Genomic DNA, 25,323 nt, shown 5'->3' with positions numbered 1-25,323 from the left:
GAGGCGCGCGCCGGGGCCAGCTACCGGCTGACCTACAGCCGCGACCTGCCCAACAGCGGCACCAACTTTTCATTATTGGCCTACCGCTATTCGACCAGCGGCTACCTGGGCTTGCGAGACGCTGTGGCGCTGGGCAATCTGCCGCAGAACACGCGCTACCAGAACGACGGCGGCATGCGCAGCCGCTTCGACCTGAACGTCAGCCAAAGCCTGGGCGGCCGTTGGGGCAGCCTGTACGCGTCGGCGTCCACGGCCAACTATTGGAAGCAGGCCGGCAACGACATGAACTTTTCCGTGGGCTACAACAACGACTGGAACGACGTGTCTTATTCCATTGCGCTGCAACGCGTGCACGGCGTGGGCTCGGACTATTGGGGCGGCGGCAGCGTCAAAAGCACGCAGATGACGCTTAACGTATCCATCCCGCTTGGCCGGGCGACGTCATCGCGCGCAACGCGAGTCAGCGCCGTCTACACCGCCGACAGCCGCGAGGGCGCGCGCGTTTCCTCCAGCGTCAGCGGCGCGTTGGATGATGAGGGCGCAGGCTCGTATTCCGTATCGGCGTCGCACAACGGCCGCACCAATGCCAAATCGGCGGACGCGGGCCTGGGTTACGACTTTCCGCAAGGCTCGGTGGCGGCCAGCGTGGGACAGGGCCGGGGGTATCGCCAGGCATCGTTGAACGCCATGGGCGCCATGGTCTTGCACAGTGGCGGGCTGACGTTGGCACAAACCCTGGGCGAAACGGTGGCGTTGGTCCATGCCAAGGATGCGCAGGGCATGCGGGTGGGATACGGCGTCAACCGTGTGGACGCCAGCGGCTACGCGGTGGTGGGCAGCTTGAGCCCGTATCGCTTGAACTCGGTGGACGTGGACCCGGCGGACCTGCCCGTGGACATCGAACTCAAGGCGAGCTCGCTGAACGTCGCGCCCCGAGCCGGCGCAATCATCAAGCTGGTCTACCCGACACTGCGCGCCCGCCAGGTGCTTATCGTGGGTAAGCTGGCCGACGGGTCCCCCTTGCCGTTTGGCGCCGAGGTCATCGACCCGGAAACCGGCGTGGCAGTGGGCGCGGTGGGGCAGGGAAGCCGCATCGTCATGCGCGCGGAAAAAGACCGTGGCACGGTACGCGTCGAATGGGGAGAGGGCGACGGCGAGAGTTGTTTTGTCGACTACGCATTGCCTGACCGCGCGTTGCGGGGCGACAGCGCTTACGACATTCTGGAGCGGGAATGCGTGCCAGCGGCGCAAGCCGATCCGAAGTCCATTTCACCGCAAGGCGGCGTCGGGCCGCTGACGCTTCGATGATCCGGCAGCGCGCATGGAGCCGCTGGCGATTGGTGCGGGCGTTTGGCCTTGCCCTTGCCCTTGCCCTTGCCCTGACGGCGGCCTTGACCATGGTGTGCCATCGCGTGGCGTACGCGGACCTGATCGTGACCGGCACGCGCTTCATCTACCCGGCCACGCAGCAGTCACTGACCTTGCACACCGCCAATATCGGCCAGCATCCGGTCCTGGTGCAAAGCTGGCTGGACACCGGCGACTTCACCTCGGACCCCAGCCTGCAAACCGTGCCATTCCTGTTGACGCCGCCGGTGTACCGGCTGGACGCGGGGCAGCGTGCGAGCCTGTTGTTGCGATACACGGGCGAACGTCTGCCCCAAGACCGCGAATCCGTGTTCTGGATCAACTTCCTGGAAGTCCCTGCCAGGGATCCCGTGCAGAACAACCTGCTTCAGCTCTCGTATCGGCTCCGCATGAAAGTGCTGTACCGGCCGGAGGGGCTGCCGGGTTCTGCCCTTGACGCCATCGCAAACGTCGCGTGGACGTATCACGCAGCGGATCACGAAATCGAGGCTTTCAACGCGGCACCGTATGTGGTGTCGCTGGCGCGGCTGGAGCTGGACGCCAAGGAAAAGCCCGGCACGTTCATCACGCTGATGGGGCTGACCGTTGCACCGCTATCCCGCACGCGGTTCCCGTTGCCCAAGGGGGAAACGCCAAGGGCCGGCAAGGGCGCATTGCGGTATCAGGCCGCCAACGATGACGGCGACATCATTGAAGGCACGCGGCCGCTGGGCCTTCAGTAAACCAACACCAACACCAACACCAACACCAACACCAACACCAACACCAACACCAACACCAACACCAATGCCAGCCGGGCGGTAGGGCGGGGCAGGGAGACCGATATGCACAATGGACGATGGAGCCGCCGGTGGCGCCGGACAGGACGGGGCGCCGTGATGGCGTTAGCGGGCCTCCTGGCGACATGCGCGGTGCCGCGATGGGCGTGGGGCGCCGACGCTGTGATTGCGGCAGCGGAATGTAAGAACAACATTTTACTCGGCCAAGGGTGGCGACAAATGGAACCTTTGACCACTCAGTCGCAAATGCACCAGGTGCTGTACGAAAGGGAGGCGCCGCTGGCCATCTCATTCAGGGTGGCAACGCTGCCTGGCATGACGGAAAAACACAAACTGTTCACCGCCGCGATGTGGCGCAATCCTACTTTTTTGGCTCGGGGCATTGTCGCCACCAATGTGGCCGGCATAGGCATGAGAATGATGTTTCGCGACACCGTCATCGAGTTGGAGCGCGTCTCTTTGATCATTGACGCGGCCGACCTTACCGTGGGCGTCGGTGGGCTGGGCGGTATGCAATACATGCCGTTTATTCAGCAGTTGGTGTTGATGGCAAGGCCGGAGGATCTGCCTCGCGACTTGAACGTAACGGGGGTAGCCCCCAGTACTGCGTTGGTCCTTCAAATATTCACGAATCGCGCCGGAGCCACCGCGCCGGGTCAGGTCGGCATTCGCCCGCCAACCTGGCAACCCCCGCCCCAGACGATTCCTCCGGGACTGACGCTGTGCTCGATGATGGCGGTGTACCAGGGCAGTCAGATCCTGGAGATAGGCTTGGGGGGTACGGTGCCAGGCATCGTCATCAAGCACCAGTGCGACGCCGGCGCGCATCAGGACATCCGGGTCGACATGCCCCCGGCTTTTGTCGCGGACTTTCCCTTCGAAGGAGCGACAGCCGCGCCTAAGCCCTTCAACATCCGGCTGAACAAGTGCAGCGCCCTGGCGAGGCCGCAGGTTAAGTTCCGGGCCAAGAGCGGCCTCGTGCCCGGCACCGATACAGTCCTGGCGCTGCACGGCCCCAGTGGCAAGGCCGAAAGACCGGCTCGGGGCATTGGCGTCATCGTGGTGGACGCGCAAGACCGACGCGTGCGGTTTGGGCCCGTCGGCGGTGCGTATGGGCCCGACTATGCCATGACGTTGATGGACGGTAGCGCGCAACTGTCGTTGGCCGCCCGCTACATCCGCACGGCGCGCGACCGCGACGACGTGCAGGGGGGCGTAGCGAACGCCGCCGCCGAGTTCACGTTCGAATTTCCCTAGGTATCGCTTCAGGGTGTAAAGCCACGCATCGTTCCCCGGAAAAAAGGTGGCGCAGTCCTGTCGGATTGCGCCACCTTCGTCATGGCGTCATGGCAACATAGCGTCGTGGCGCCAGGTCGCCATCGCGCCTTACCACACCGTACCGGTGTTGCGGCCCACCACGGCGCCGCGCGTTTGCAGCAACCACTGGCCCCACCAGTAATTCACGCTATTGCGTGCATGCGACTGGTGGATCAGGCCTTCGTTCACACCAGCCAGCCCGCCCATCGTGACGTGCAGCCCCCCGCTGATGTCGCCATGCGCGGTGCTGTCCATGATTTCGGCGGTCACCAGGTTGCGGCCCACCAGCCCGCCTATCCGGCTCTTATATTCTGCGCGTACGGTGCCGTGCGCCACGGCCTGTTCAATACTGCCGCGATTCACACCGACCAAGCCTCCCACGTCGCCCCGATCGCGCCCGGAGACATTGCCCCTGGCCTCGGTATGGGCCAGTGTCCCGTTGTTGTAGCCCACGGCCCCGCCGACGGCGCTGTGATCGCCCCCGCTGGTGTGGCCGTATGCGGCGGCGTTGTCGATCATGCCGCCGTTGTATCCGGCCAACCCGCCCACGGAAAAAGCCGAGCCGCTTTGCACTTGAACCCGGCCGTAGGCGGCGGACCCGGCGATAGTCGCCTGGTTGGCGCCGACCAGGCCACCAAAGTGACCATTGCCCGATTCGCCGCTATGGGTGACCGAGCCGCGTGCCTGCACGTTGTAGAGCGTACCGGCCGCGTCGTTGTAACCGGCAAAGCCACCGGCGTGGACGTTGCCCGATACCTGCACGGTGACATTGGCCACCGAGTCGCTGATGAAGCCTCCGTTGTTGTCGCCGATCATGCCGCCCACGCGTCCGCCCGTGGCCCGCAGTGTTGAAGCCATGACGCTTGATCGATCGATCGTGCCGCCATTGCTGCGCCCGATCAAACCGCCGACCGCGCCGATGCCCGCGCCCAGGTCGGTCATGCGCGATCCCGTCGCGTGCACGTTTGTGATGGTTCCGGAATTGGTGCCGACCAGCGCGCCGGCGGCCTTGTCGGCCGATTGCGCGCCTTTAGCCGTGGTCACGGAGATGTCCACCAGGTTCAGGTTGCGAATGTCGCCTGAAGACTGGGCGAACAGGCCCGCATGGTTGTCGGCGTTGACCTCGAACTTGCTCAAGGTATGGCCCATGCCCTCAAATTTGCCGGTAAAGACGTCGTGGTCGCCGCCGATGCTGGCCACTCGCCCGTCCGCCTCCAGGCTCTTGCCCAGCGCATAGCGCCCGGCCAAGTCCTGGTTCATGGTTTCCCACTGGCTCATGTCGTTGATGACGGTATAGCGACCTTCGCGGTTTTCGTAGGTGGCGCCCTTGCCGCTCAGTTCGATGACAACGCCATTGATCAGTTCGAGGTTTGATCTTGCAATCAGGGCCAGCGCCGCGTTGTCGCCCGTCAGCGCCATGCGGGCGTTGATGTTAAGGTCGCCGCTTTGCGTCTTGGCGGCCAGGCCCGCACCGTCTCCCACGGCGGTCACCGGGGCATTAAAGTCCACGTGCCGGGCGGCTTGCAAGGTCAGCGAGGTGGAGCCATTCCAGTGCACGGGCGCGTTGATCGTGACGTTGCCGTATGTGCCGATCAGCGAAACGTTGCTGGTCGCCAGCCGTTTGCTCAGCATGCTGGTGGACAACGTAGCGCCGGCTTCCGTGTTGCCCCAAGCGACGTTCACGTCGTGGGCCGCTATCGACAGCATGCCTGTCCGTCCGGGTGCCCCGCGCGTGTCGATGTCGACGAAGGGATCCAGCGCCGGGGATTTTCCGGCGATGGATACCGTGCCACCCGCCATGGTGTCCCCGCCCGTCGCGGTCAGGCGTCCGGCCACCATGACACGGCCGAAGTCGCCGCCGTCCAGAACGATGCGGCCGGTTTTTCCGTCTAGCGAGTTGGCCTCGATTACGCCAAGGTTATTCACAACGAGGGACGACATGGCATCCTTGGCCGGCCCCTTGAGCAGTACCTGCCCGCCATGCGCGCGAAGCAAGCCGGTGCTTTCTATCAAGGGGTCCAAGGTGGCCCCTTCCACTTGCAGGTCGATCAACGAATTGCCGGCCAAAGACAGGGTAATCGTCTTGCCCGACGCCAGCGCAACGCTGCCCATGTCCGCCTGGATGCTGCCGTAGCTTGTGATACTGTCGGCGACCAGGATGACGCTGCCGCCACCATGGGCGACGATCGAGCCCAAGTGGGTGATTGCGGCGTTGCCTATACCGATCAGTTGCATCGGGCCGCCGCCAAGAAAATCGTCATGGCTGACTGGTTTGGTCGAGGCAAGCAGGCTGCCTACGTTTACCCGCGATGATTGGCCGAACACGACCCCGTTGGGGTTGATCAAAAATACGCTGCCGTTGGCGCTGATCTCTCCCCGGATGTCGCTGTAGAGTTTGCTTAGCACCTTGTTCAGCACGACGGACTCTCGGCCAGGCTGGTTGAAGATCAGGTGCTTGTCGGAGCCCACGTCAAAGCGTTGCCAATCGATAATCAGCTTGTCGGTCTTTTGATTGACCCGCATGGTCTTCTTGTCGGCATCCATCGTAATGTCGACGGCGCCGAGTTTGACCACCCCATCCTTCGGGAAATCCTGAGCATGGATGACGCCAACAACACCCATCAGCGCCGCCCCGACCGCAATTCGACGCAATGCGCCCGGCGATTTGCCGCGTCGGCGCGCGCCTTCACTGACGGCAACCCAGCCGCCGCGTGATGCGCTCCACACCAATGCAAAAGTCTTGTTCATGTTTTCCTCGGGGAAAGTGCTACGCGGCGCACTTGTGGCGCACCGCGTAGCGGGTGGTTAAGACTCAGAAGTAGCGGGTGGCTTGCACCCAGAATTGGGGTTGACGGTCGGTTCTTGCGGCGCCGCTGCCTTGGCGCCAGGGCCACGCGGCGCTGACATTGACGAGATGCTGGGCGCCGCCATGGGCAACGCCCACGCCGAAGGCGCTTAACGATTGCTGGTTGGGTTCCGCGGTCCAGGCGCGTTTGTTGATTTGGACGGAGCCCGTGTCGACGAAGGCCGAGAATTGCAAGCCGGGCAGCGGCAGGTAGCGCAGTTCGCCCGTGGCCTGCCAGCCTTGGTCGCCGCTGGCGGCGCCCGGCGCGTAGGCGCGCACGCCATAGGGGCCGCCCAGGCTGAATTTCTCGGCGCTGTCCAGATTCTTGCTGGACCATTGCGAGCGCATGCGGGCGAAGAATTGAACGGGGCCCGAAATGCGTTGCAGCCGGCTCATGCCAAGGTTGAACACCCCGAAGCCGCCGCCGGCATGCTTGACGTAGCGATCGTCGCGCCGTTGGGCGTCGTCGCCAAAGCGCAGATTTCCGCGCGACACCGCCAGGCTGACGCCGTTGCTGGCGCCGCCCCATAAGGTGTCGTTGAAGCTGCCATTGACCGCGGCCGTCCACAGGCCGATGCGCTGCGAGCGCGACAGATCGAAGTAGTCGTAGTCGTCGCGCAGGCGCTTGTGTTCGTACTGGAGCGTGGCGTGGACATTGGCATCGCGGCCGCGCAGCAAAGTCTGGCGCAGATAGGCGTTGGTGTGCTGCGCCTGGCCGTGCGCCTCTAGCGCGGCGAACTCGCGGCCCAGCTCGTAGCGCATGTTCGACGCACCCGCGCCGATGCGGGTGGACCAGGGGCCAACGGGCACCTGGAAATCAAGGTGGTAATAGCGCTGCCGGCGGTCGCTGGACAAAAGGCGTATGTCGAACTGGTCGCCCAGGCCCAAGGGGCTGTTGATGTTGGCGGCCGCGCTCAAGCGGTATTCGCCGGTGTAGACGCCACCATAGTTGTCGGCGTCGATGCTGCCGGCGATCCAGGGGCCGGGCTGCGCGTTGACGATCAGGTCGGTCGCGCCCGTGACGGCGCCGGCACGCAAGGTGCCGGTGGCAACGACGCCGGGCAAGTCGTTAAGCCGCAGCAACGCGCCGTCCAGATCGCCGCCGTGCACGGCCGTGCCGGGGGGCAAGGCGTCCAGGATGGGGCGTAACGCACCGTCGCGCGTGCGGGACGTATTGTTCAGGAGGACCTGGCCGTACAGGCCCTCCATGATGCGTATGCGCACGACGCCGCCGTCGATCTGCTGCGGGGGCAGGTAGGCCCGAGCAAGCAGGTAGCCGTGTGCGTGGTAGTAGCCGGAGAGGCGGGCGGCGGCCGCGCGCAGCCCGTCCAGGTCCTGATGCGTTCCGATCACGTCAACCAGCAGCGCCTGCAACGTCGCGTCGTCGTATACCTGGTTGCCGTCCAGTTGGAAGGCATGCACCAACAGGGTGGTGACGTCGCCGGATTCAGCGGCTGATTCGGTGGCTGATTCGGTGGCTGATTCGGTGGCTGATTCGGTGGCTGATTCGGAGGGAGGGGCTGCGCTGGACGGGTCGCTTGGGAATTTCAGTCGGGGCGCCGGGGCGGCCGGCGGCGGGGCCGGGATGGTCAGTTCCAGATCCCGAATGGAACGACCGGCGTCGGGAATTTGCGCGTGAGCCGAATGTCCGCAAAGCCATGCCGCGGACAAAGCGGCAACGATCGCCAAAGTGGGTACGTGCAGCATCGAACCACTATACGAACGGCGACGCGCTCAAGCTTTATGAGGACTATGAATTCCTCATGTGACAAGTACTAATACCGAGTGCGCGCGCCGCCTTCGCGCGACGCTGTCGATGCCCGTGGGGCATCTGGCGCGTCGGGTGCATCGGGGCATCAGGGCGCCGGGACTTGCATGGCCATGCGTTGGCACGATGCGCCAAATTCCAACAGGGCATCGCTTAGCTGTTCGACGATACCGTCCAACGATAGGACATGGCCGCGTGGTGCCGCGCAGGCTTCGCTTAGCACGGAACAGAGCCGGCTCAATTGCGTGTCACCCGTCATCTGCGCCGCGCCCTTGATGCGATGGGCAAGGTGGCGTAATGCGGCTCTGTCATCGCGTGCTTGCAGCTCGCAAAGGCGCAGCATGTCGATGTCGTTGGCCTTGACAAACGCGTGGGCCAGGGCGCGGATGCGAGCGGGGTCGGCCCCGGTCAAGTCCGTGATGGTGCGGACACGGCGTTCATGGCGCAGTTGCGCCGTACTTGAGGCAACGGGCGCGCGACCACCGTTGGTGCTGGGCGATACGCCGTTTGGGCTTGCGCGTCGCGCAGGGTCTTCGTTGTTGTTTTTGTTCATGGGCTTGCTGACTGTGCCTGTTTCACCGCTGCATCAGACGACGATAATCGCGAAACCTGGCCCGTAGTGATGGGGATGCGTCCGAGTCATGCGCCGGAACGTTGCGCATCGGGTACTTTCGTAGTATTCCTATTCTCTTATTGGCTGTACGGCAGCACTATATCGGTCTATCGATATAGTGGCTTCACACGGCGTACACCCATGCAAATCTGCCGATGAAAAAAAGAACTTGCTTGCGTCGGGCGCTATTCCCGCGTGCAAGGCAATATGTTGCCCGGGGGCTCCCGATGTGGAAGAGGGAAATGCAGCAATGTCATCACGATACATTCGCGTGATCGTCGCCGACGACCACCCCGCCGTGGCGCTGGGGGTCAGCTATGAATTGGGGCTGGACCCGGCCATCGATGTCATCGGGTGCGCCGAAAACTCCACCGATCTGGTCGCGCGGCTTGAAACCCAGCATTGCGATGTGGTCGTGTCGGACTACACCATGCCCGGCGGCAAATACGGCGACGGCCTGGGCCTGATCGCGCTGTTGCGGCGTCGCTACCCCGCGCTACGCGTTGCGGTGCTGACCATGATCGACAACCCCACGCTGATCCGCGCCCTGCTGGCTTACGAGAATCTATGCGTACTGAGCAAATCGGATTCCACCAGCCACATCATCAACGCCGTGCATGCCATGTACCAGGGCAAAACCTACTACTCGCCCACCATCAAGGAAATGATCGTCAACCAGGCGTTTGTGCTGGGGCGGGCGCGGCTGACCAAGCGCGAAGCCGAGATCGTGCGCCTGTTCTGTGCGGGCGCCACCGTGACTGAAATCTCGCAGATGTCGCATCGCAGCGTGCAGACCGTCAGTTCGCAAAAGCGCAGCGCCATGCGCAAGCTAGGCATCGAACGTGACGCGGATTTGATCCGGTACGGCGCCGACGCCGTTCAAAGCCAGCTGGGCGAAGGCGGTTTTCCGGCGCTGCCCCGGCCGGACAAACCGACCTGGAGCTCGGCCTGAACTCAGGCCCAAGCAGGGGCGGGCAAGCCGGGCCGAAGCGTGAATTGCCTTCGGCTACGGCTTCAGCCCTGAAGCCGCCTTGCCGTCAGAAGCCAACAGCCTGGCCGTCGCGGCGCGAGTCCGACGCGGCGACGTAGCCGCCCTGGGGCAAGCGGCAAATCAGCTGCGCCGAGCCGAATTCCAGGCTGTCCACTGGCGCCACGGCCACATTGTGACCACGGTCGCGCAGCGTCTGCACCACGTCTTGCGGCAGATGCGATTCCACATTCACCACCGGGCCCTTTTCAACGCGGAAGCGCGGGGCATCGCTCATTGCCTGCGGGTTCTGTTTGAACGCGGCCAGGCGCGTGACCATTTGCAGGTGCCCTTGCGCCTGCATTGATCCGCCCATCACACCGAACGACATCAACGGTTGACCGCCACGCGTGACGAACGCGGGGATGATCGTGTGCATGGGCTTTTTGCGCGGCGCCACCTGGTTGGCGTGGCCGGGCGTCAGCACGAAGTTCAGGCCACGGTTATGCAGGCTGATGCCGGTGCCCGGCACGACCACGCCCGAACCGAAGCCGTGATAGTTGGACTGGATGAACGACACCATCGTGCCGTCCGCATCGGCGGTCGTCAGGTAAACGGTGCCGCCGGTGGCGGGCGTGCCGGCGGTGGGGACGCTGGCGCGGTCCATGGAGATCAGCCGCGCGCGCTCGGCCAGGTAGGCGCGGTCCAGTAGCGCCTTGGCGTCCGTGCGCATGTGGCGCGGGTCGGCCACATGGTGATGCAGGTCGGCGAACGCCAGCTTCATCGCTTCGATGCTGACGTGGTAGTAGTCGGCGCTGTCCACGCCCATGCCTTCCAGGTCGAACTGTTCCAGCATGCCCAACGCCATCAGCGCGGAAATGCCCTGGCCGTTCGGCGGAATTTCGTGCAGTTCGACGTCGCGGAACGATTGCGAAATGGGGGCGACCCATTCCGGACGATGCTCGGCCAGGTCCGTGGCGCTGAGGGCGCCGCCCGTCTGGCTGGCAAAGTCGGTGATCTTGCGGGCGAGTTCGCCGCGATACAAGCTGTCGCCGCCGCTTTCCGCAATGGCGCGCAGCGTCTTGCCCTGCGCCGGAAAGCGCCACCATTCGCCTGCTTGCGGGGCGCGGCCTGCCGGCAGAAAGGCGTCGGCAAAGCCGGGCTCGTGCGCCAGCTTGGGGGCTTGCGTGGCCCATTGGCGCGCGATGGTCGGCGACACGGGGAAGCCTTCTTCGGCATAGCCGATGGCCGGCTCGAAGAGCTTGGCGAAAGGCAGCTTGCCGAAGCGGTCCGACAGCGCTTTCCAGCCGGCAACCTGGCCGGGCACGGTGACGGTGCCCCAGCCGGTGCCCGGCATGGCGTCGCGGCCGTTGAAGTAGTCGGGTGTCCACGCGGCGGGCGCGCAGCCGCTGGAGTTCAGGCCGTGCAATTGCCCGCCGTGCCAGACCAGCGCGAACATATCGCCGCCGATGCCGTTCATGACGGGCTCAACCACCGTCAGCGCAATCGCGGTGGCAATGGCGCTGTCAACGGCATTGCCACCGGCCAGCAACATGCGTAGCCCCGCCTGCGCAGCCAGCGGCTGGCTGGTCGCGACCGCGTTGGCGGCCAGGACCGGCATTTTTCGGGAAGCGTACGGAAAAGACCAATCGAAGGAGGGGGACATGGATGCTGGAAACTCGTGGTGTAAGGGTTACTGCGGGGTGATGCCGGCTTGGTCGATCAGCTGCTTGGTGCGCGGAATTTCGGCCTTGATGAACGCGGCGAATTCGGCGCGGCTGCCGCCACGCGGCTCGGCGCCCGCTTCGGCGAGCTTACCGCGCAATGCCGGATCCGCCAGCACCTTGTTGACGGCGCGGTTCAGCTTTTCAAGAATGGGTTCGGGCGTGCCTTCGGGCGCGACCAGGCCATACCAGGGGGCAATGTCGTAGCCCGCGTAGCCTTGTTCGGCGATGGTGGGAATGTCCGGCGCCAACGAGGAACGCTTCGAGTTGGACATGCCCAAGGCCAGCAGCGAGCCGCTCTTGACCTGCGGCAGGCCCGTCATGATGGTGTCGAAGTACATCGATACCTGGCCGGACAGCAAGGCGGGGATGGCTTCACCCGCGCCCTTGTACGGCACGTGCAGGATGTCGATGCCGGCAATGGACTTGAGCATTTCGCCCGCCATGTGCGACGTGGTGCCGGTGCCGAACGACGCGTAGGTCAGCTTGTCCGGATTGGCGCGCGCATAGGCGACCATTTCAGGCAGCGTCTTGAAAGGCTGTTGGGGGTTGGCCAACAGGATGTTGGGCGTGTAGGCCACCATGGACACCAGCGCGAAGGCGTCCGGGTCATAAGCCAGGCGCTTTTGCAGGAAGCGGTTGGTGACGACAGCGGCCGGGCCGCCCATCAACAACGTGTAGCCATCCGGGGCCGAACGCGCCACCGAGGCGCTGCCAATTGCGGCCGCCGCGCCCGGACGGGCTTCGACGACAAAGGGTTGGCCCAGTTCGGTGGCCAGCGCGGCGCCCAGCTGGCGCGAGATCAGATCCGTGGCCGAGCCGGCCTGGAACGGCACAACGATGCGCACCGGGTGCTGCGGCCAGTCGGTGGCGGGCGCGGCGGTTTGCGCGCCGGCCTGGGCGGCGAAAGCGGCGGCAGCCAGGCCGGCCAGCGTCCGGATGAGACGAAATTTCATTGGATTCCCCTTGATCGCGTTATGGAAAAGCTTGGGCCCGCCGGGCGGGTCTGTTGCCCGTTCCGGCGTGTGACACCCCTTGCGGGGCCGTCCGCCAGCAATTAGACGGGACCCGGCCTCAGCGGACCATTGGTATTTGCATCCATGGATCACTGGATCCAATTTGTGTTATTTTTGCGTTTATCTATCATGGCGGCTTTCCAAGCCCGGGGACGACAATGCTGCAATTTCAGAAGACAGCGATCAGTGCCGAAGACGAGGCTTATCTGCATCTGCAGCGCGAAATCCGCCTGGGCAACTATGCGCCTGGCCAACGTCTGGTGCCGGATGTGGTCGCCACCGAAATCGGCACCAGCCGCATGCCGGTACGCGGCGCCCTGCGGCGGCTGGCCTCTGAAGGCTTGGTTGAGATCCGCGCGAATCGTGGCGCCGTCGTGCGCGGATTGAACCAGCAGGAAATGCTGGAAGTGTTCGAGATGCGCTCGGTGCTGGAAGGTCTGGCCATGCGCAACGCCGTGCTGCACATGAGCGCCGAACATGTCCGCCGCCTGACCCATATGCTTGAGCAGCTGGACCAGGGCTCAAGCGATTACCTGGACTTTACGACCGCGCATCGGGAATTTCACGAATACCTGTGCAGCTTTTGCCAGCAACCGCGACTGCTCCGCCAGATATCGGAATTGCATTCCGTGGTGGAACCGTACATGCGCCTGTGGGCCGCGCAGCCCGGCCGCGTGCTGCGCGTGCGGGAATCGCATCAAGAGCTGATCGACGCGCTGCAAACCCGCGACCCGGCCCGTTGCGAAGCGGCCATGCGCCAACACGTGTTGAACACCGTGCCCGCGTTGCAGGCGTTCCTGGAAAAGAAGGCGTAAGCCGGACTGACGCTGCCCGTCTTTGGCAACGTAATGGGCAACTGCCCGTTTACCGAACGAATTTTTCCGCGACGCAACGCCATTCCCTCTTATAGCCAGGAGTAATATGTTGCGTCCGGCCGGCCCCTGGCCACCGGCAAAAACACGCCCATTCGCGCCGCGTCCTTCTTACCCGTGTCGATAGCGGATTTTGTCCGCGCGTTCCCTGCGGTGTCTGTAAGCCCCGGCGAGCCTGCGGCTACAAGAAGACATCAAGGAGACGGTTGTGAGCAAGCAAGAGTCGGGCGGCTGGTATTTCGGCTGGAACATCGTCGGCGCCGCCGCGGTTCTTACCCTGTTGACGGTAGGCCTGCGCATGGGCATCGGGCCGTTCTTTTTGCCGATGGCAGATGGCCTGGGCTTTTCGCGCAGCCTGTTGTCGGCCATCGTGGCGGTGGGCATGCTGTGCTACGGGCTGGCCATGCCACTGGCCGGTTACCTGGTCAGCGTGCGCGGCACGCGCTTCGTGCTGTTGACCGGCACGGCCATCGTCGTGGCGTCCTCGTTGTGGACGGTGTTCGCGCGTGGCCCCATTGAATTCCTGCTGTCCTTCGGCGTGGCCTTGTCCGTGGGCCTGGCGTTTACCAGCCCCGTCGCGCTGACGCCGGTCATCAGCCGCTGGTTCACGCGCCAGCGCGGGATGGCGCTGTTCTTTTTGTCCACGGGGTCCATGGCGGGCATCGCCTTGATGACGCCGACGTTGACCTTTGCGATAGCGGCCGTGGGTTGGCAGGAAACCCTGCTGGCCTTCGCGGTGCTGTTCGCCTTGCTGACCGTGCCCGTCGCGCTGTTCATCATGCGCGACGACGCGCCGGAACACACCGACCTGCTGCCACACCAGATCCCGGATCGAAAAGTGTCGGCCGCCTCCGTCTCGCCCGGCGCGTCCTCGTCCTCGTCCTCGTCCTCCTCCGCGATGGCTTCCCGGGGCGCATCCTCCACGCCGGGAAAAAGCCGCGCCCCGACCGTGCGCGACGCGTTGCGCACCTTGCCGTTCTGGCAGGTGGCGCTGGGCCTGTTCGCCTGTGGCTACAGCATGAACCTGCTGGGCACGCACGGCATGCCCATGCTGATGGACCACGGGTTCGACGCCACCACCAGTTCGCTGGGCATCGGCCTGATCGGACTGGTCGCCATCTTCAGCACGCTGGTGCTGGGCCGCATGTCTGACCAGGTCGAACGTCGCAACATCCTGGCCGCCATCTATCTGGTGCGCGGCCTGGGGTTTTTTGCGCTGGTCATGGTGGGCGCGCACTGGGAACTGTATGCGGCCGCCACCATCGGCGGCATCGTGTGGGCGGGCAGCATCGCCTTGTCCTCGGCCATTCTGGCGGACGTCTATGGCATCCGGCTGGTCGGCGTGCTGTACGGTCTGACCTATCTGGGCCACCAGGTCGGCGGCATGATCAGCTCGTGGCTGGGGGGCTGGGCATTCGACACGTTCCATACGCACTGGGTCGCCTTTGGCTCGGCGGGCGTGCTGCTGTTGATGGCCGCGGCCATCTCGCTGCGGTTGCCGGGACGCGGCCTTGCGCCCGCCCCGGCAACCGTGGGGCGCTGACCTAGCGGTCTTTCAGCAACGTCACCAGTTCGGGCACGTAGCGTTCGCCACCGCCCTGCGTGACGGCCTGGTCGAACGTGTGCTGCACGGCGGCGCCGATCTCTCGCACGGCGCCGGCTTCGGCTGCCATGGTGTTGTAGTAGGACAGGTCCTTCTGCGCGTTCGACATGAAAAAGCGCAGCGACGACGGGTCCTGTTCCAGCAGGTACGGCTTGATGCGTTCCAATGCCACGCCGCCGCCGCCGCCCTTGCTCAAGACCTCCGCGAACACCGCCGGGTCGATATCCGAACGCAATGCGCACGCGGCCGCTTCAGACAGCAGGGCAACAACGCCCAGCGACACGTAGTTGTGCAGCAGCTTCATGCGATGCCCGGCGCCGATGGGGCCGGCATGCGTGATGTTTTCGGCAAAGCAGGCCAGGATCGGCTTGCATTCTTCGAACAGCGCGGCGTCACCGCCCACCAGCAAGTTCAGCCGGCCTTCGGCGGCTTCCTTGGGCGTGCGGGTCATCGGCGCATCCAAAAAGCGGCCACCGGAATCCGTCACGGCTTGCGCCACCTTGATGGTGGACGACGGAATCGCCGTCGAGCAATCGATGATGACGGTGCCCGCGCGCAAGCCTTCCAGCACACCGCCTTCGGCCAGCAAGACGGCTTCGACCTGCGGGCTGCCGGTCACGCAAAGGATGATCACATCCGACTGCGCCGCCAACGCCGCGCCGCTGGTCACGCTGGTTGCGCCCGCCGCCTTCAGGGCATCCAGGGGCTGATTGCCCGGATGCTCAAGCACCGTCAACGCATGACCGTGCTTGACCAGATTGCTTGCAATGCCATGGCCCATAAGGCCGATACCCACCATGCCGACTTTCGCCATCGTTTACTGCTCCTGCCAGGTATAGGAATGTTGTGGCGTAAATCTTACTCTTAGATTTCCGCCGGCACGAAGCCAGGCATGCCGTGCCCGCGACCCGCCCCGCTTCGTTCGCTGTGCGTACACCTCTTGCCGCCGGGCATGTTCGACGGGGCGGGCTTTGCGGTACTTTCAGCCATCCAATGTCGGATGTCATCAATTTTCCCGCCATGACTGAATCCATCCCCGAAGGTTTTGCGCCGTGGCGCCCCAGCAGCCCGTTCATGACCCATCTGGCTGACCTGGGCGCGCTATACCGGCGCGACACGGACAACGTGCTGGCGCTGCGCGTCAACCACGCGCACACCAACATGCATGGCATGGCGCACGGCGGTTTGTTGGCCACCCTGGCGGATAGCGCGCTGGGCTTCACCATCGCCGAACAGGCGCAAGTGTCGATCGTGACGGTGCAAATGTCGGTGGAATACCTTAGCGCCGTGCAACCCGGCGACTGGCTTGAAGCCCATGTGCGGATCGACAAGCAGGGCAAGCGATTGATCTACGCCCACTGCCTGTTGCGGGTCGACGGTCGCGTCATGCTGAAAGCGAACGCCGTGTTCGCCGTGCGCGCCGCGCCGTCGCCGGTGTCGGACGGCTAAGCAGCAGGCCGCGCGTTGAACGCTGTCGAACGCAGCGTTCGAAACATTCAACTCCTCGTGGGACGAGGGCGCGAACATAATTCTCCGAAAGCAGTTGAATCACGGAGACACTATGCTTCACAACGCCCTCTGCGGCATCAAGGTCGTGGACTTGTCGCGCATTCTTGCCGGCCCCTGGTGCACGCAGAACCTGGCCGACCTGGGCGCCCAGGTCATCAAGATCGAACACCCGACGCGCGGCGATGACACGCGCGGTTGGGGGCCGCCCGACTTGCGCGCCGACGACGGCAACGCGGCCATGTCCGCCTATTTCATGGCGTGCAATCGGGGCAAGGAGTCGGTCGCCATCGACTTCGCCTCGGAAGCGGGCGCGGCCCGCGTGCGCGAACTTGTCGCCGACGCCGACATCCTGGTCGAGAACTACAAGGCCGGCGGGCTGCGCAAATACGGCCTGGATTACGCGTCGCTGGCGCGCATCAACCCACGCCTGATCTATCTGTCCATCACCGGCTACGGCCAGTCCGGCCCCATGGCGGACAAGCCCGGCTATGACTACGTGTTCCAGGGCATGGGGGGGTTGATGAGCTACACCGGCCAGCCTGACGGTGCGCCCGGCGCGGGCCCGTTACGCACCGGCGTGGCCGTGGTGGACCTGATGACGGGCATGTACGCCACCACTGCCGTGTTGGCCGCCTTGCGCCAGCGCGACCTCACGGGGCAGGGCATGCCGCTGGACATCTGCCTGCTGGACGTTGCCGTGGCCATGAACGCCAACCAGGGCGCCAACTACCTGGTGTCCGGCGTGGCGCCCACGCGCAGCGGCAACGCGCATCCCAATTGCGCGCCGTACGAAGTGTTCGCCTGCGCCGATGGTCATTTCATATTGGCAATTGGCAACGACGCCCAATTCTCGCGCTTCTGCGGTGTGGTCGGTCATCCCGACTGGGCGCTGGATGCGCGCTACGCCACCAACAGCGCTCGCCTCTTGCACCTGGACAGCCTGCGCGCGCAAGTGGCGCAAGCGCTGGCGCGCGCGCCGCGCAAGCATTGGACCGACGCGTTCGACGCCGCGGGGGTGCCATGGGGGCCGATCCACACCCTGGACGAGGTCTTTGCGCATCCGCAGGTGCGCCACCGCCAATTGGTCCAGACCAGCGTGCATCCCGTGCTGGGCGAAATGCGGCTGGTGCGCAACCCCCTGTTGGCCGGCTCGCCCGCCGACGCACTGGGCGCCGCGCCACCTTTGCTGGGCGAACACACCGACGCGGTACTGGGCAACGCGGTACTGGGCAACGCGGTAGTGGGCAACGCGGTAGTGGGCGCATAGCGCTACGCCGCGGCGGGCGACCCCATCGGCGCCGCGCCCGGCCGTCCCGCCGCGATCTGAAGACCTGATTCACCCCGAGGAGACAACAATGACAATCATCAAACAAACCCCGCTGGCAATGTTGCTGGCCTGCCTTGCCGTACCCGGCCTGGCCGCCGCCGAGTATCCCGACAAGCCCATCCGCCTGGTGGTGCCGTATGCGGTGGGCGGCACCACCGACATCATCGCTCGCGTCGTGGGCAACAAGCTGGGCGCGCAACTGGGCCAGTCCGTCATCATCGAAAACAAGCCCGGCGCCGGCGGCAGCATCGGGTCCGCCTACGCGGCGAAACAACCGGCCGACGGCTACACGCTCGTGATGGCGGTAGAAAGTTCGCACGCCGTCAACCCGAACGTCTACGCCAAGAGCCTCTACGATCCGGTCCAGGACTTTGCCCCCATCAGCAACCTGGCGGACGTACCCAACGTGCTGGTTGTGAACCCCGCGTTGCCCGCGCGCGATCTGACGGCGTTTCTCGGCTTGCTCAAGGCCGATCCCAACAAGTACGCGTTCGGCTCATCCGGCAATGGCGGCTTAAGCCACATGAACGGTGAACTGTTCATGAAGACGACGGGCACGCGCATGCTGCATGTGCCGTACAAGGGCCTGGGCCCCGCGTTGAACGATCTGGTGGCAGGGCAGGTGCAGGTCGTGTTCGACAATATCCCGTCGTCGTATCCGCTGATCCAGGCGCAGCGCATCCGCCCCTTGGCCGTGGCGGCCCGCGAACGGCTGAAGGTGTTGCCGGACGTGCCGACCTATGCCGAAGCCGGGTTGCCCGCCATGAACAACCCGTCATGGTTCGGCCTGGCCGCGCCGGCCGGCACGCCCGCACCGGTGCTTGATAAATTGAACGCAGCCGTGCGCCAGGCCTTGGCGGACCCGGCAACGGTGGATGCCATTGAAAGGCAGGGCGCCGTGCCCAGCCCGATGTCACGCGAGGCATTCGGCGCGTTGATCGCGCAGTCGTACGGGCATTGGAAGACCGTGGTCGACGACATCAACTTTCAGAAATTGCAGTAACCCGGAGCGCTTGTGAACACCATGAATCTGTCCTTTCCCCACGCAGACGTCCGCATTGACGCGGCCGGCATCGCCACGCTGACCATGCAGGACGCCGGCGTGCTGAACATCTTGAGCACGCCCGTCATCAATGGCCTGCGGCAAGCATTGGCCCAGCTGAGCCACAACAAGGCCGTGCGCGTGCTGGTGCTGCGCGGCGCGGGCGACCGCGCCTTCGTGGCGGGTGCCGATATCGCTGAAATGGCTGCGCTGGATGCGTCCAGCGCCCAGCGCTTCATCGCTAATCTGCGCGACCTGTGCAACGCCGTCCGCCACTTTCCCGTGCCGGTCATCGCGCGCATTCCCGGATGGTGCCTGGGCGGCGGGCTGGAGTTCGCGCTGGCTTGCGACTTGCGCATCTGCGCCGACGAGGCCCAGTTCGGCATGCCCGAGGTCAAGGTCGGCATCCCGTCGGTGATCCACGCGGCGCTGATGCCGCGCTTGATCGGGGCGGCCCACAGCGCGTGGATGCTGTTGACGGGTGAACTTATCGACGCGCGTCGCGCAGAGGGCTGGGGGCTGGTCAATGCCGCCGTGCCGCAGGCGCAGCTGGACGAAACCGTTTACAAGCTGGCGCAGGGCTTTGCCGCGCGGGGGCCGGCGGCTTTGCGTCAGCAGAAGAAGCTGTTGCGCCGCTGGGAAACGATGTCGGTTGACGACGCCATCGAGGACAGCGTCGCGGAATTCGGCGCCGCGTTCAACACCGGCGAACCGCAGAAGTTCATGAATGAGTTTCTGGCCAGCAAGCGGCGCGGCAAGGATTGAGCAGGGGTGAGCTGGGCTGAGCTGGGCTGAGCTGGACCGAGCTGGGTTGAGCTGGGTTGAGCTGGGTTGAGCTTGTTTGAACTCGGTTGAGCTGGCCCGAGCCGGGTTGAGCTGGGTTGAGCAGGGGGGCGATCAGTCCGTCCCGCCGCGCGTCGCCGCTACGATCGGATCGTCCAGCAGATACGCGGCAACCTGCTCCACGAAGGGTGACAGCGGCACGTTGGCTTGGGTCACCAGCGTCAATTCACGGCGCGCCCAGGGTTCGCTGATGGCCACCGCCGCCACGCGCTGTTCGCGCAGCGCGGTGGCCGCCACGCTGCGCGGCACCAGCGATACGCCCACGCCGGCCTGCACCATGGACAGCACGGCGTCGAAGGTGTGCACGTGGATGCGCACCTTCGGCGTCTTGCCCGCCAGCCTGGCCATGTCGCGCAGGAAGATGTAGTTGCTGCTGGCACGGCTCATGCAGACAAAATCCAGGTCCAGCACCGCCGGAAAGCGTACCGGCGAATGCTGTGCCACCGGGTGGTTCGGCGGCGCAGCGATGATCAGTTCGTCGATGGCATAGCGCACCGCCTGCACGCCGGCCGATTCGGCATGACCGGCAAAGATGCCAATATCCGCCTCCTGTCCCGCGATAGCGGCCTCGATCGTGGTGCTGGATCGTTCCTCCAGCAGGATGTTCACGTTTGGATTGGCCGACAGAAATCGGCTAAGGCTGGGCACGATGAAGCCGTTCAGCGAACTGCTGTTGGCAAACAATTTGACGCTGCCTTTCAAGCCACTGGCGAAGCCGCTGACTTCGCCGTGCATGCGTTCTACGCCGGCCAGCAGCGACCGCACGTGCTTGAGCACAAACGCGCCTTCCGTCGTCAACTCCATCCCGCGTGCTTCGCGCTTGAACAGCGGCACGCCCATCGCCGCTTCCAGATTCTTCAGGCGGTAGCTGGCGGACGAAGCGGTAAGGTGCACGGTGTTGGCGCCGCCGGACAGGCTTTGCGCCTCGGCGATGGCAAGGAACAGGCGCAGGTCGGTCAGTTCATAACGCATCGTGCAGGAAGGTTCGGCGGTGTTGTGGTTGGCGCGTGGTGGTGGCGCGGGGTGGTGGCGTGGGTTGTTGACGCGTGTGGTTGAAGCGTGTGGTTGAAGCGTGTTGTTGACGCGTGTTGCTGAAGCGTCACAAATACGGGGTAGCCAGCCAGATGACCTTGTTGCGCAACCGTTTGGCAAACGGCGCTTGGGCCAGCGTATCCAGCGTTTCCGCCTTGGCATGATCAATCAGCGTATCGATGCGCTTGCCGATCCAGCGCGCCACGCCGGGGTCATAGATTTCGGTGTCCAGCTCGAAATTCAAGCGCAGGCTGCGCGGGTCCAGGTTCGACGAGCCGACGTAGGCCCAGGCGTCGTCCACCGTCATCAGCTTGGAGTGGTCGAATGTGCCCACCGCCCGCCACACGTGGCAGCCCGTGCGCACGACCTGGTCCAGTTGCGCCGACATGGCGTAGTCCACCAGCCGCAGATTGTTCTTGTCGGGGATGACGATGTCTACGCGGATGCCGCGCCGCGCCGCGGTAGCCAGCGCGCCGATCAACGTCTGGTCAGGCAGGAAATAGGGCGACTGGATGCGCACGTGATGCTGCGCCACCGCCAGCGCGCCCAGCAGCATATTGTGCGAGCTGCCCAGCGCGCGGTCCGGGCCCGACGGTACGCAGCGCATCGGCACGTTGCCGGTGGGCGGCAGCGCGTGGGGGTCGAACCACGGGCGCGCGGGCAACGATTCGCGCGTGGTGAAATTCCAGTCGTGCGCGAACACCGACATCAGCTGCGTCACGATCGGCCCTTCCATGCGGAAATGCGTGTCGTGGTTGACGGCCTTGCCCGCCAGCGCCGTGACAAACGCCGCCCGCACGTTCATGCCTCCGGAAAAGCCCACGCGTCCATCGATGACCAACACTTTGCGGTGGCTGCGCAGATTGGCATAGGGCATGCGCAGCACGCCCAGCGGATTCGTCATGAAGCGCGCCACGGGCACGCCGCCGCGCGCCAACATCCGCACGATGGGCGGGCGCGAATACTTGGACCCGATGGCGTCGATCAACACGCGCACCTGCACGCCGCGCCCCTGCGCCTCGATCAGCGCCTCGGCCATCTCGCGGCCGATCTCATCGTTATCGAAGATATAGCTTTGCATCGCGATGGCGCTACGCGCCCCGCGTATGGCTTGCATCATGGCCGGATAGGCTTCGTCCCCGCCGTCCAGCGGCTGCACCGCGTTGCCGCCCAACAACCGAAACCGGCTGACGCGATCCCCCAGTATTTTTAGCGACGCAAACTGCGGTCCGGACACCGCCGCCACATCCACCGGCAGGGTATCGACCTGCTCGGCATCCACCACCATGGTCTCGTCACGTTGCTGCGACACCCGCGTCTTGCGGATCCGGTTGATGCCGGCCACAAAATAGAACAGGGCGCCAAACAACGGAGAAAACAGCGCCATCCCCACCCACCCGATCGCCGCCCGCACATCCTGCTTGGTCATCGCGGCATGCACCGCCGCGCCCGTCCCCGCCACGATGCTGATGGCAAAGACCAGATGAGGCCAGTAATCGATCAAAATTGCGTGTATGCGATCCATAGCAATGACGTGAAAACCAGCCTTGGAAAGTGAGCCATGCGGAAGAATAGCAAGGTGCGTGGTATTGGCAATGGAAAGGCAAAAGGGGGCTTTTGACACGCCGAAAAAATATGCTATAGTTCGGCCTCTTCGTTGTTGAGCTTCTTTTGAAGCACGGCAAAGAAGCACCAGAGGTGGCTGTAGCTCAGTTGGTAGAGTCCCGGATTGTGATTCCGGTTGTCGTGGGTTCGAGCCCCATCAGCCACCCCAAAGAATTTGTCAAAAAGGCGCTTAGGATACCCTAAGCGCCTTTTTTGTTTTTGCATTTCTCGGGATTTCTGCGGACGGCTTAGTCCAAACGCGTCTTTAAAAATTCCTACGACTGTGGAAAGATTCAATCGATTGTGTCATTGCATGTGAGGACCCGATGAGTGATAGCCAGCAGCCTGACAAGGGAAAAGAACGCAAACCGGAGACGGATATCGTCCGTCCCGACATACCGGTCGACACTGACTTAGAAACCCCGCAAGACACCACCAAGGAAAAATCCCCGAACGACTCGCCCCGCAAGATGCGGTGGCCTGCCGATTTTCCCGCCAAACATTGAACGACGTCGCCGCCCAGGCGGCCCGTCACACACGCCGGCAATCTTCGCCATCCCCGCCTGACCCCGCGGACGCCTTCCGCACCCCCCCATCAGGCATGTCCCTTGCTGGCCTCCCTCAGCCGCGCATGTTGCGCGCCGCTGACCGGGAGGCTCACATGTATCAACCCAGATTGAAATTGAAAGCACTGCGTGACCAGGTGATCGTCATCACTGGCGCGGGCAGTGGTATTGGCGCGGCCACGGCCAGGATGGCTGCGAAGCAGGGCGCGAAAGTGGTTTTGGCGGGCAGGCAGGAAGAGGCGTTGACCCGTGTTGCGGACGATATCGTCCAGGCGGGTGGGGCGGCTATTACCGTGGTGGCCGATGTGGGGGTTGCCGAGGATCATGACCGTATCCTGGAACAGGCCGTGCAGCACTACGGGCGGGTCGATACCTGGGTGAACAACGCCGGGGTTTCCATTTTCGGTACGTTGGAACAGGTGCCGGTCGAGGATCAGCGCAAGCTCTTCGATACCGTGTATTGGGGCGTGGTGTATGGCTCGATGGCGGCGGTGCGGCACTTGAAGCAATCGGGCGGCGCCTTGATTAATGTGGGCAGCGAAGTGTCGGATCGCGCGGTGCCGCTGCAAGGTGCCTATTCCGCCGCCAAGCATGCGGTCAAGGGTTTTACCGATGCGCTTCGGATGGAGCTGCGCGAAAGCCAGGCGCCGGTATCCGTCACGTTGATCAAGCCGGCTTCTGTCGCAACCGGGTTTGCCGCGCACGCGCGCAATTACATGGATGTGCAGCCTAACCTGCCGCCGCCGGTATATGCCGCCGACACCGTTGCCGAAGCGATTTTGCACGCGGCGCAGTATCCGACCCGGGATCTCCACGTGGGCAGCGCGTCGCGCGCGATTTCGGCCTTGGGTCAGAATATGCCGACGCTGGCGGACCGCATGACAAGCTGGCTGTTCCGGCATCAGCGTGGTGACATGCCGGCGGGCGGCGGGTCGGATTCGCTGTACGAAGGGGGCGGCGAACATCCGTCGACGCCGCTGCATCCGCGCCGACACAGTGTCTACACGCAACTGGCGATGCACCAACGCACTGTTTTGCTTGCGGCTGTGGTGGCGGCGGGGCTGGCGCTTTGTCTGCCGCGTGGGCGGCGTTGACGCATGGGCTTGGAAGCTGTGCCGCCGTAACGGTAGCCCGTGGAGCGTCTCAGGTCATGGCCCTGGAAAAGTTCTGGGAACTGCGGCCTGAGGCGCGGCCCGGGCGCGCCACGTCCAGCGCCACACCGAGCACGCCAAACCGAGCACGCCAAACCGAGCACGCCACACCGAGCACGCCACACCGAGCACGCCACACCGAGCACGCCAAACCCAGCACGCCAAACCCGGCGGGCCACACCGAGCTCACCATACCAGCGCGCCACACCCCGCAAGCCTTGCGCGGCTTTCACCGCATTCCGTTGGACGGTCCAATACACCGCCGGCTACGCGGGCCGTCCGGCCAGGCGTTGAAATTCCTCGGTGTCGTGCCCCGAAAACACGTCGACTTCGCCGCCTTTCGTGCGGATCAATTCGCGAAGGCGATGCTGGTTGTCCCGGCGCGCCGCGCGATCGTGGTCCAGCATGTGCTGATACATGCGCAGACCGATCGGGCAGCTGGGCCGGTCCAGCGCCATTTCGTCTGCGTGAAAGTACGCGTCGCCGGCCAGCAGCATCCAGCTGGCGCCTCGGTTGACGGCGATGCCCGCGTGACCCACGGTGTGGCCTCGCAGCGGAATCATTGCAATCTCGGCGGGCAAGCCCACCAAGGGACGCGCCCGCTTGAAGCCGTACCATGATTCGCCGGCGGCTTCGTCGTACACCAGCCAACGATCGCGCGACGACCATTGCTGCGGCCGAAAACGCTGGCGGTCCATCCACGTGCCTTGCCGCTGCGCCACGTCGGCTTCGGCCCGCATCATGTGCACGGTCGCCTGTGGAAAATCGTCGAGCCCGCCTGCGTGATCGAAGTCCAGATGCGTCAGGATGATGTGGCGCACGTCCGATGCAGAAAATCCCAGCGCCTCGATCTGCCGTCGGGCCGTCATGGCGGCTTTCCATTCGGGCTTTACCAAGGCCAGAAAGAACGCGCTTAATCGTGGGCGCGGATGCGCCACGTCCTGCAAGCCCAGGCCGGTATCCAGCAACGCCAACCCGCCCGAATCCAATTCCAGCAAGACGCAGTGGCAGCACAGCCGGCCGCGCGTGGCCAGCCACGATGACCGGCCGTCCATCAGCCGGCCTCCTGCGGGGCAAGTCGAAATGCAGTTCAGGTGATGCACTTTCATAGGGGGCCTCCTGATCTCAAACCGTCTCGGGGCGCGGCGGACGGACGGTGCCGCTGCGCGGGTCGGACCGCAAACCGCGTGCCGTGCAGGCGAGAGGGAAAGGCGGTGTCGGGCGACGCATCCGAAGCGGCCCTCCGAAGCGGCGGCGTCGGTCAATATTGCAAGCGACGTGTAGGGATCGCACCGGCGCAGGGATCGCACCCGCGCGCGCACGTTGCGACTGTTAAGCGGATAGGAAGATCGCTGACTATTCAAATGGCGCACCTT

General features: G+C 64.5%; 20 protein-coding genes and 1 tRNA gene. 12 read left to right on the top strand and 9 right to left on the bottom strand.

Going from position 1 to position 25,323, the window contains the following annotated elements:
• The 3 genes from ACNPP0_RS29415 to ACNPP0_RS29405 form a co-directional block, all read left to right on the top strand.
• Nucleotides 1-1,308, top strand: a 1,308-nt coding sequence (locus ACNPP0_RS29415; protein WP_448707869.1) for a fimbria/pilus outer membrane usher protein, incomplete at its 5' end; no start/stop codon positions are given.
• On the top strand, nt 1,305-2,090 hold the full coding sequence (locus ACNPP0_RS29410) for a fimbria/pilus periplasmic chaperone (RefSeq protein WP_448707868.1): 786 nt from the start codon (nt 1,305-1,307) through the stop codon (nt 2,088-2,090). The genes ACNPP0_RS29415 and ACNPP0_RS29410, both read left to right, overlap by 4 nt.
• A 276-nt stretch (nt 2,091-2,366) precedes the next feature.
• Entirely contained in the window at nt 2,367-3,404 is a 1,038-nt protein-coding gene (locus ACNPP0_RS29405; protein WP_332611752.1) for a fimbrial protein, read from the top strand.
• 129 nt (nt 3,405-3,533) lie between these two features.
• Here ACNPP0_RS29405 and ACNPP0_RS29400 read toward each other — a convergent pair whose 3' ends face one another.
• From ACNPP0_RS29400 to ACNPP0_RS29390, 3 genes are all read right to left on the bottom strand, one after another.
• Nucleotides 3,534-6,212, bottom strand: a complete 2,679-nt coding sequence (locus tag ACNPP0_RS29400) for a two-partner secretion domain-containing protein (protein ID WP_448707867.1) — start codon at nt 6,210-6,212, stop codon at nt 3,534-3,536.
• Between the two features lie 64 nt (nt 6,213-6,276).
• Entirely contained in the window at nt 6,277-8,016 is a 1,740-nt protein-coding gene (locus tag ACNPP0_RS29395) for a ShlB/FhaC/HecB family hemolysin secretion/activation protein (RefSeq protein ID WP_448707866.1), read from the bottom strand.
• A 149-nt stretch (nt 8,017-8,165) separates the two neighbouring features.
• Nucleotides 8,166-8,630: an Hpt domain-containing protein gene (locus tag ACNPP0_RS29390; protein ID WP_332611755.1), complete on the bottom strand. Its 465-nt coding sequence runs from the start codon at nt 8,628-8,630 to the stop codon at nt 8,166-8,168.
• 310 nt (nt 8,631-8,940) lie between these two features.
• Between ACNPP0_RS29390 and ACNPP0_RS29385 the strand changes: the two genes are divergently transcribed.
• Nucleotides 8,941-9,642, top strand: coding sequence for a response regulator (locus ACNPP0_RS29385; RefSeq protein WP_046806004.1), 702 nt, complete (start codon nt 8,941-8,943; stop codon nt 9,640-9,642).
• 85 nt (nt 9,643-9,727) lie between these two features.
• Here the strand turns inward: ACNPP0_RS29385 and ggt are convergent, their stop codons facing one another.
• Together ggt and ACNPP0_RS29375 are read right to left on the bottom strand one after the other, a co-directional pair.
• On the bottom strand, nt 9,728-11,323 hold the full coding sequence (gene ggt / locus ACNPP0_RS29380) for a gamma-glutamyltransferase (RefSeq protein ID WP_448707865.1): 1,596 nt from the start codon (nt 11,321-11,323) through the stop codon (nt 9,728-9,730).
• A gap of 27 nt (nt 11,324-11,350) precedes the next feature.
• Nucleotides 11,351-12,337 carry a Bug family tripartite tricarboxylate transporter substrate binding protein gene (locus ACNPP0_RS29375; protein WP_448707864.1) on the bottom strand — a complete coding sequence of 329 codons (987 nt, stop codon included), beginning with the start codon at nt 12,335-12,337 and terminating at the stop codon, nt 11,351-11,353.
• A 218-nt stretch (nt 12,338-12,555) separates the two neighbouring features.
• On the opposite strand from ACNPP0_RS29375, the gene ACNPP0_RS29370 reads away from it, so the two are divergent.
• Together ACNPP0_RS29370 and ACNPP0_RS29365 are read left to right on the top strand one after the other, a co-directional pair.
• Entirely contained in the window at nt 12,556-13,212 is a 657-nt protein-coding gene (locus ACNPP0_RS29370; protein ID WP_332611758.1) for a GntR family transcriptional regulator, read from the top strand.
• A gap of 265 nt (nt 13,213-13,477) precedes the next feature.
• A complete protein-coding gene (locus ACNPP0_RS29365) occupies nt 13,478-14,812 on the top strand; it encodes an MFS transporter (protein ID WP_332611759.1) in 1,335 nt (444 codons plus the stop codon).
• Between the two features lies 1 nt (nt 14,813).
• Here the strand turns inward: ACNPP0_RS29365 and ACNPP0_RS29360 are convergent, their stop codons facing one another.
• The gene (locus ACNPP0_RS29360; RefSeq protein ID WP_448707863.1) at nt 14,814-15,686 is read right to left on the bottom strand and encodes an NAD(P)-dependent oxidoreductase; all 873 of its coding nucleotides are present in this window, start codon (nt 15,684-15,686) and stop codon (nt 14,814-14,816) included.
• Nucleotides 15,687-15,892: 206 nt separating this feature from the next.
• Between ACNPP0_RS29360 and ACNPP0_RS29355 the strand changes: the two genes are divergently transcribed.
• From ACNPP0_RS29355 to ACNPP0_RS29340, 4 genes are all read left to right on the top strand, one after another.
• Nucleotides 15,893-16,321: a PaaI family thioesterase gene (locus ACNPP0_RS29355; protein WP_332611761.1), complete on the top strand. Its 429-nt coding sequence runs from the start codon at nt 15,893-15,895 to the stop codon at nt 16,319-16,321.
• A 112-nt stretch (nt 16,322-16,433) separates the two neighbouring features.
• Entirely contained in the window at nt 16,434-17,648 is a 1,215-nt protein-coding gene (locus tag ACNPP0_RS29350) for a CaiB/BaiF CoA transferase family protein (RefSeq protein WP_448707862.1), read from the top strand.
• Between the two features lie 88 nt (nt 17,649-17,736).
• The gene (locus ACNPP0_RS29345) at nt 17,737-18,711 is read left to right on the top strand and encodes a Bug family tripartite tricarboxylate transporter substrate binding protein (RefSeq protein WP_448707861.1); all 975 of its coding nucleotides are present in this window, start codon (nt 17,737-17,739) and stop codon (nt 18,709-18,711) included.
• A 21-nt stretch (nt 18,712-18,732) separates the two neighbouring features.
• Complete coding sequence (locus ACNPP0_RS29340; RefSeq protein ID WP_448707907.1) at nt 18,733-19,515, top strand: enoyl-CoA hydratase; 783 nt, start codon at nt 18,733-18,735, stop codon at nt 19,513-19,515.
• Nucleotides 19,516-19,647: 132 nt separating this feature from the next.
• Here the strand turns inward: ACNPP0_RS29340 and ACNPP0_RS29335 are convergent, their stop codons facing one another.
• Together ACNPP0_RS29335 and ACNPP0_RS29330 are read right to left on the bottom strand one after the other, a co-directional pair.
• Nucleotides 19,648-20,565 (bottom strand): LysR family transcriptional regulator, encoded by a 918-nt coding sequence (locus tag ACNPP0_RS29335; RefSeq protein ID WP_448707860.1) that lies wholly within the window; start codon nt 20,563-20,565, stop codon nt 19,648-19,650.
• 127 nt (nt 20,566-20,692) lie between these two features.
• Nucleotides 20,693-22,150: a phospholipase D-like domain-containing protein gene (locus tag ACNPP0_RS29330; RefSeq protein WP_448707859.1), complete on the bottom strand. Its 1,458-nt coding sequence runs from the start codon at nt 22,148-22,150 to the stop codon at nt 20,693-20,695.
• 173 nt (nt 22,151-22,323) lie between these two features.
• Here ACNPP0_RS29330 and ACNPP0_RS29325 point away from each other — a divergent pair.
• A tRNA-His gene (locus ACNPP0_RS29325) sits at nt 22,324-22,399 on the top strand.
• A gap of 462 nt (nt 22,400-22,861) precedes the next feature.
• Nucleotides 22,862-23,890 carry an SDR family oxidoreductase gene (locus ACNPP0_RS29320; RefSeq protein WP_332611780.1) on the top strand — a complete coding sequence of 343 codons (1,029 nt, stop codon included), beginning with the start codon at nt 22,862-22,864 and terminating at the stop codon, nt 23,888-23,890.
• A gap of 323 nt (nt 23,891-24,213) precedes the next feature.
• On the opposite strand, the gene ACNPP0_RS29315 is transcribed toward ACNPP0_RS29320, so the two are convergent.
• Nucleotides 24,214-25,056 (bottom strand): MBL fold metallo-hydrolase, encoded by an 843-nt coding sequence (locus ACNPP0_RS29315; protein WP_448707858.1) that lies wholly within the window; start codon nt 25,054-25,056, stop codon nt 24,214-24,216.
• Nucleotides 25,057-25,323: the final 267 nt, after the last annotated feature.

The organism is Achromobacter semiaridum (assembly GCF_053543755.1).
Note: the sequence above shows the minus strand (reverse complement) of the source record. Positions and strands in the feature narration are given on the sequence as shown.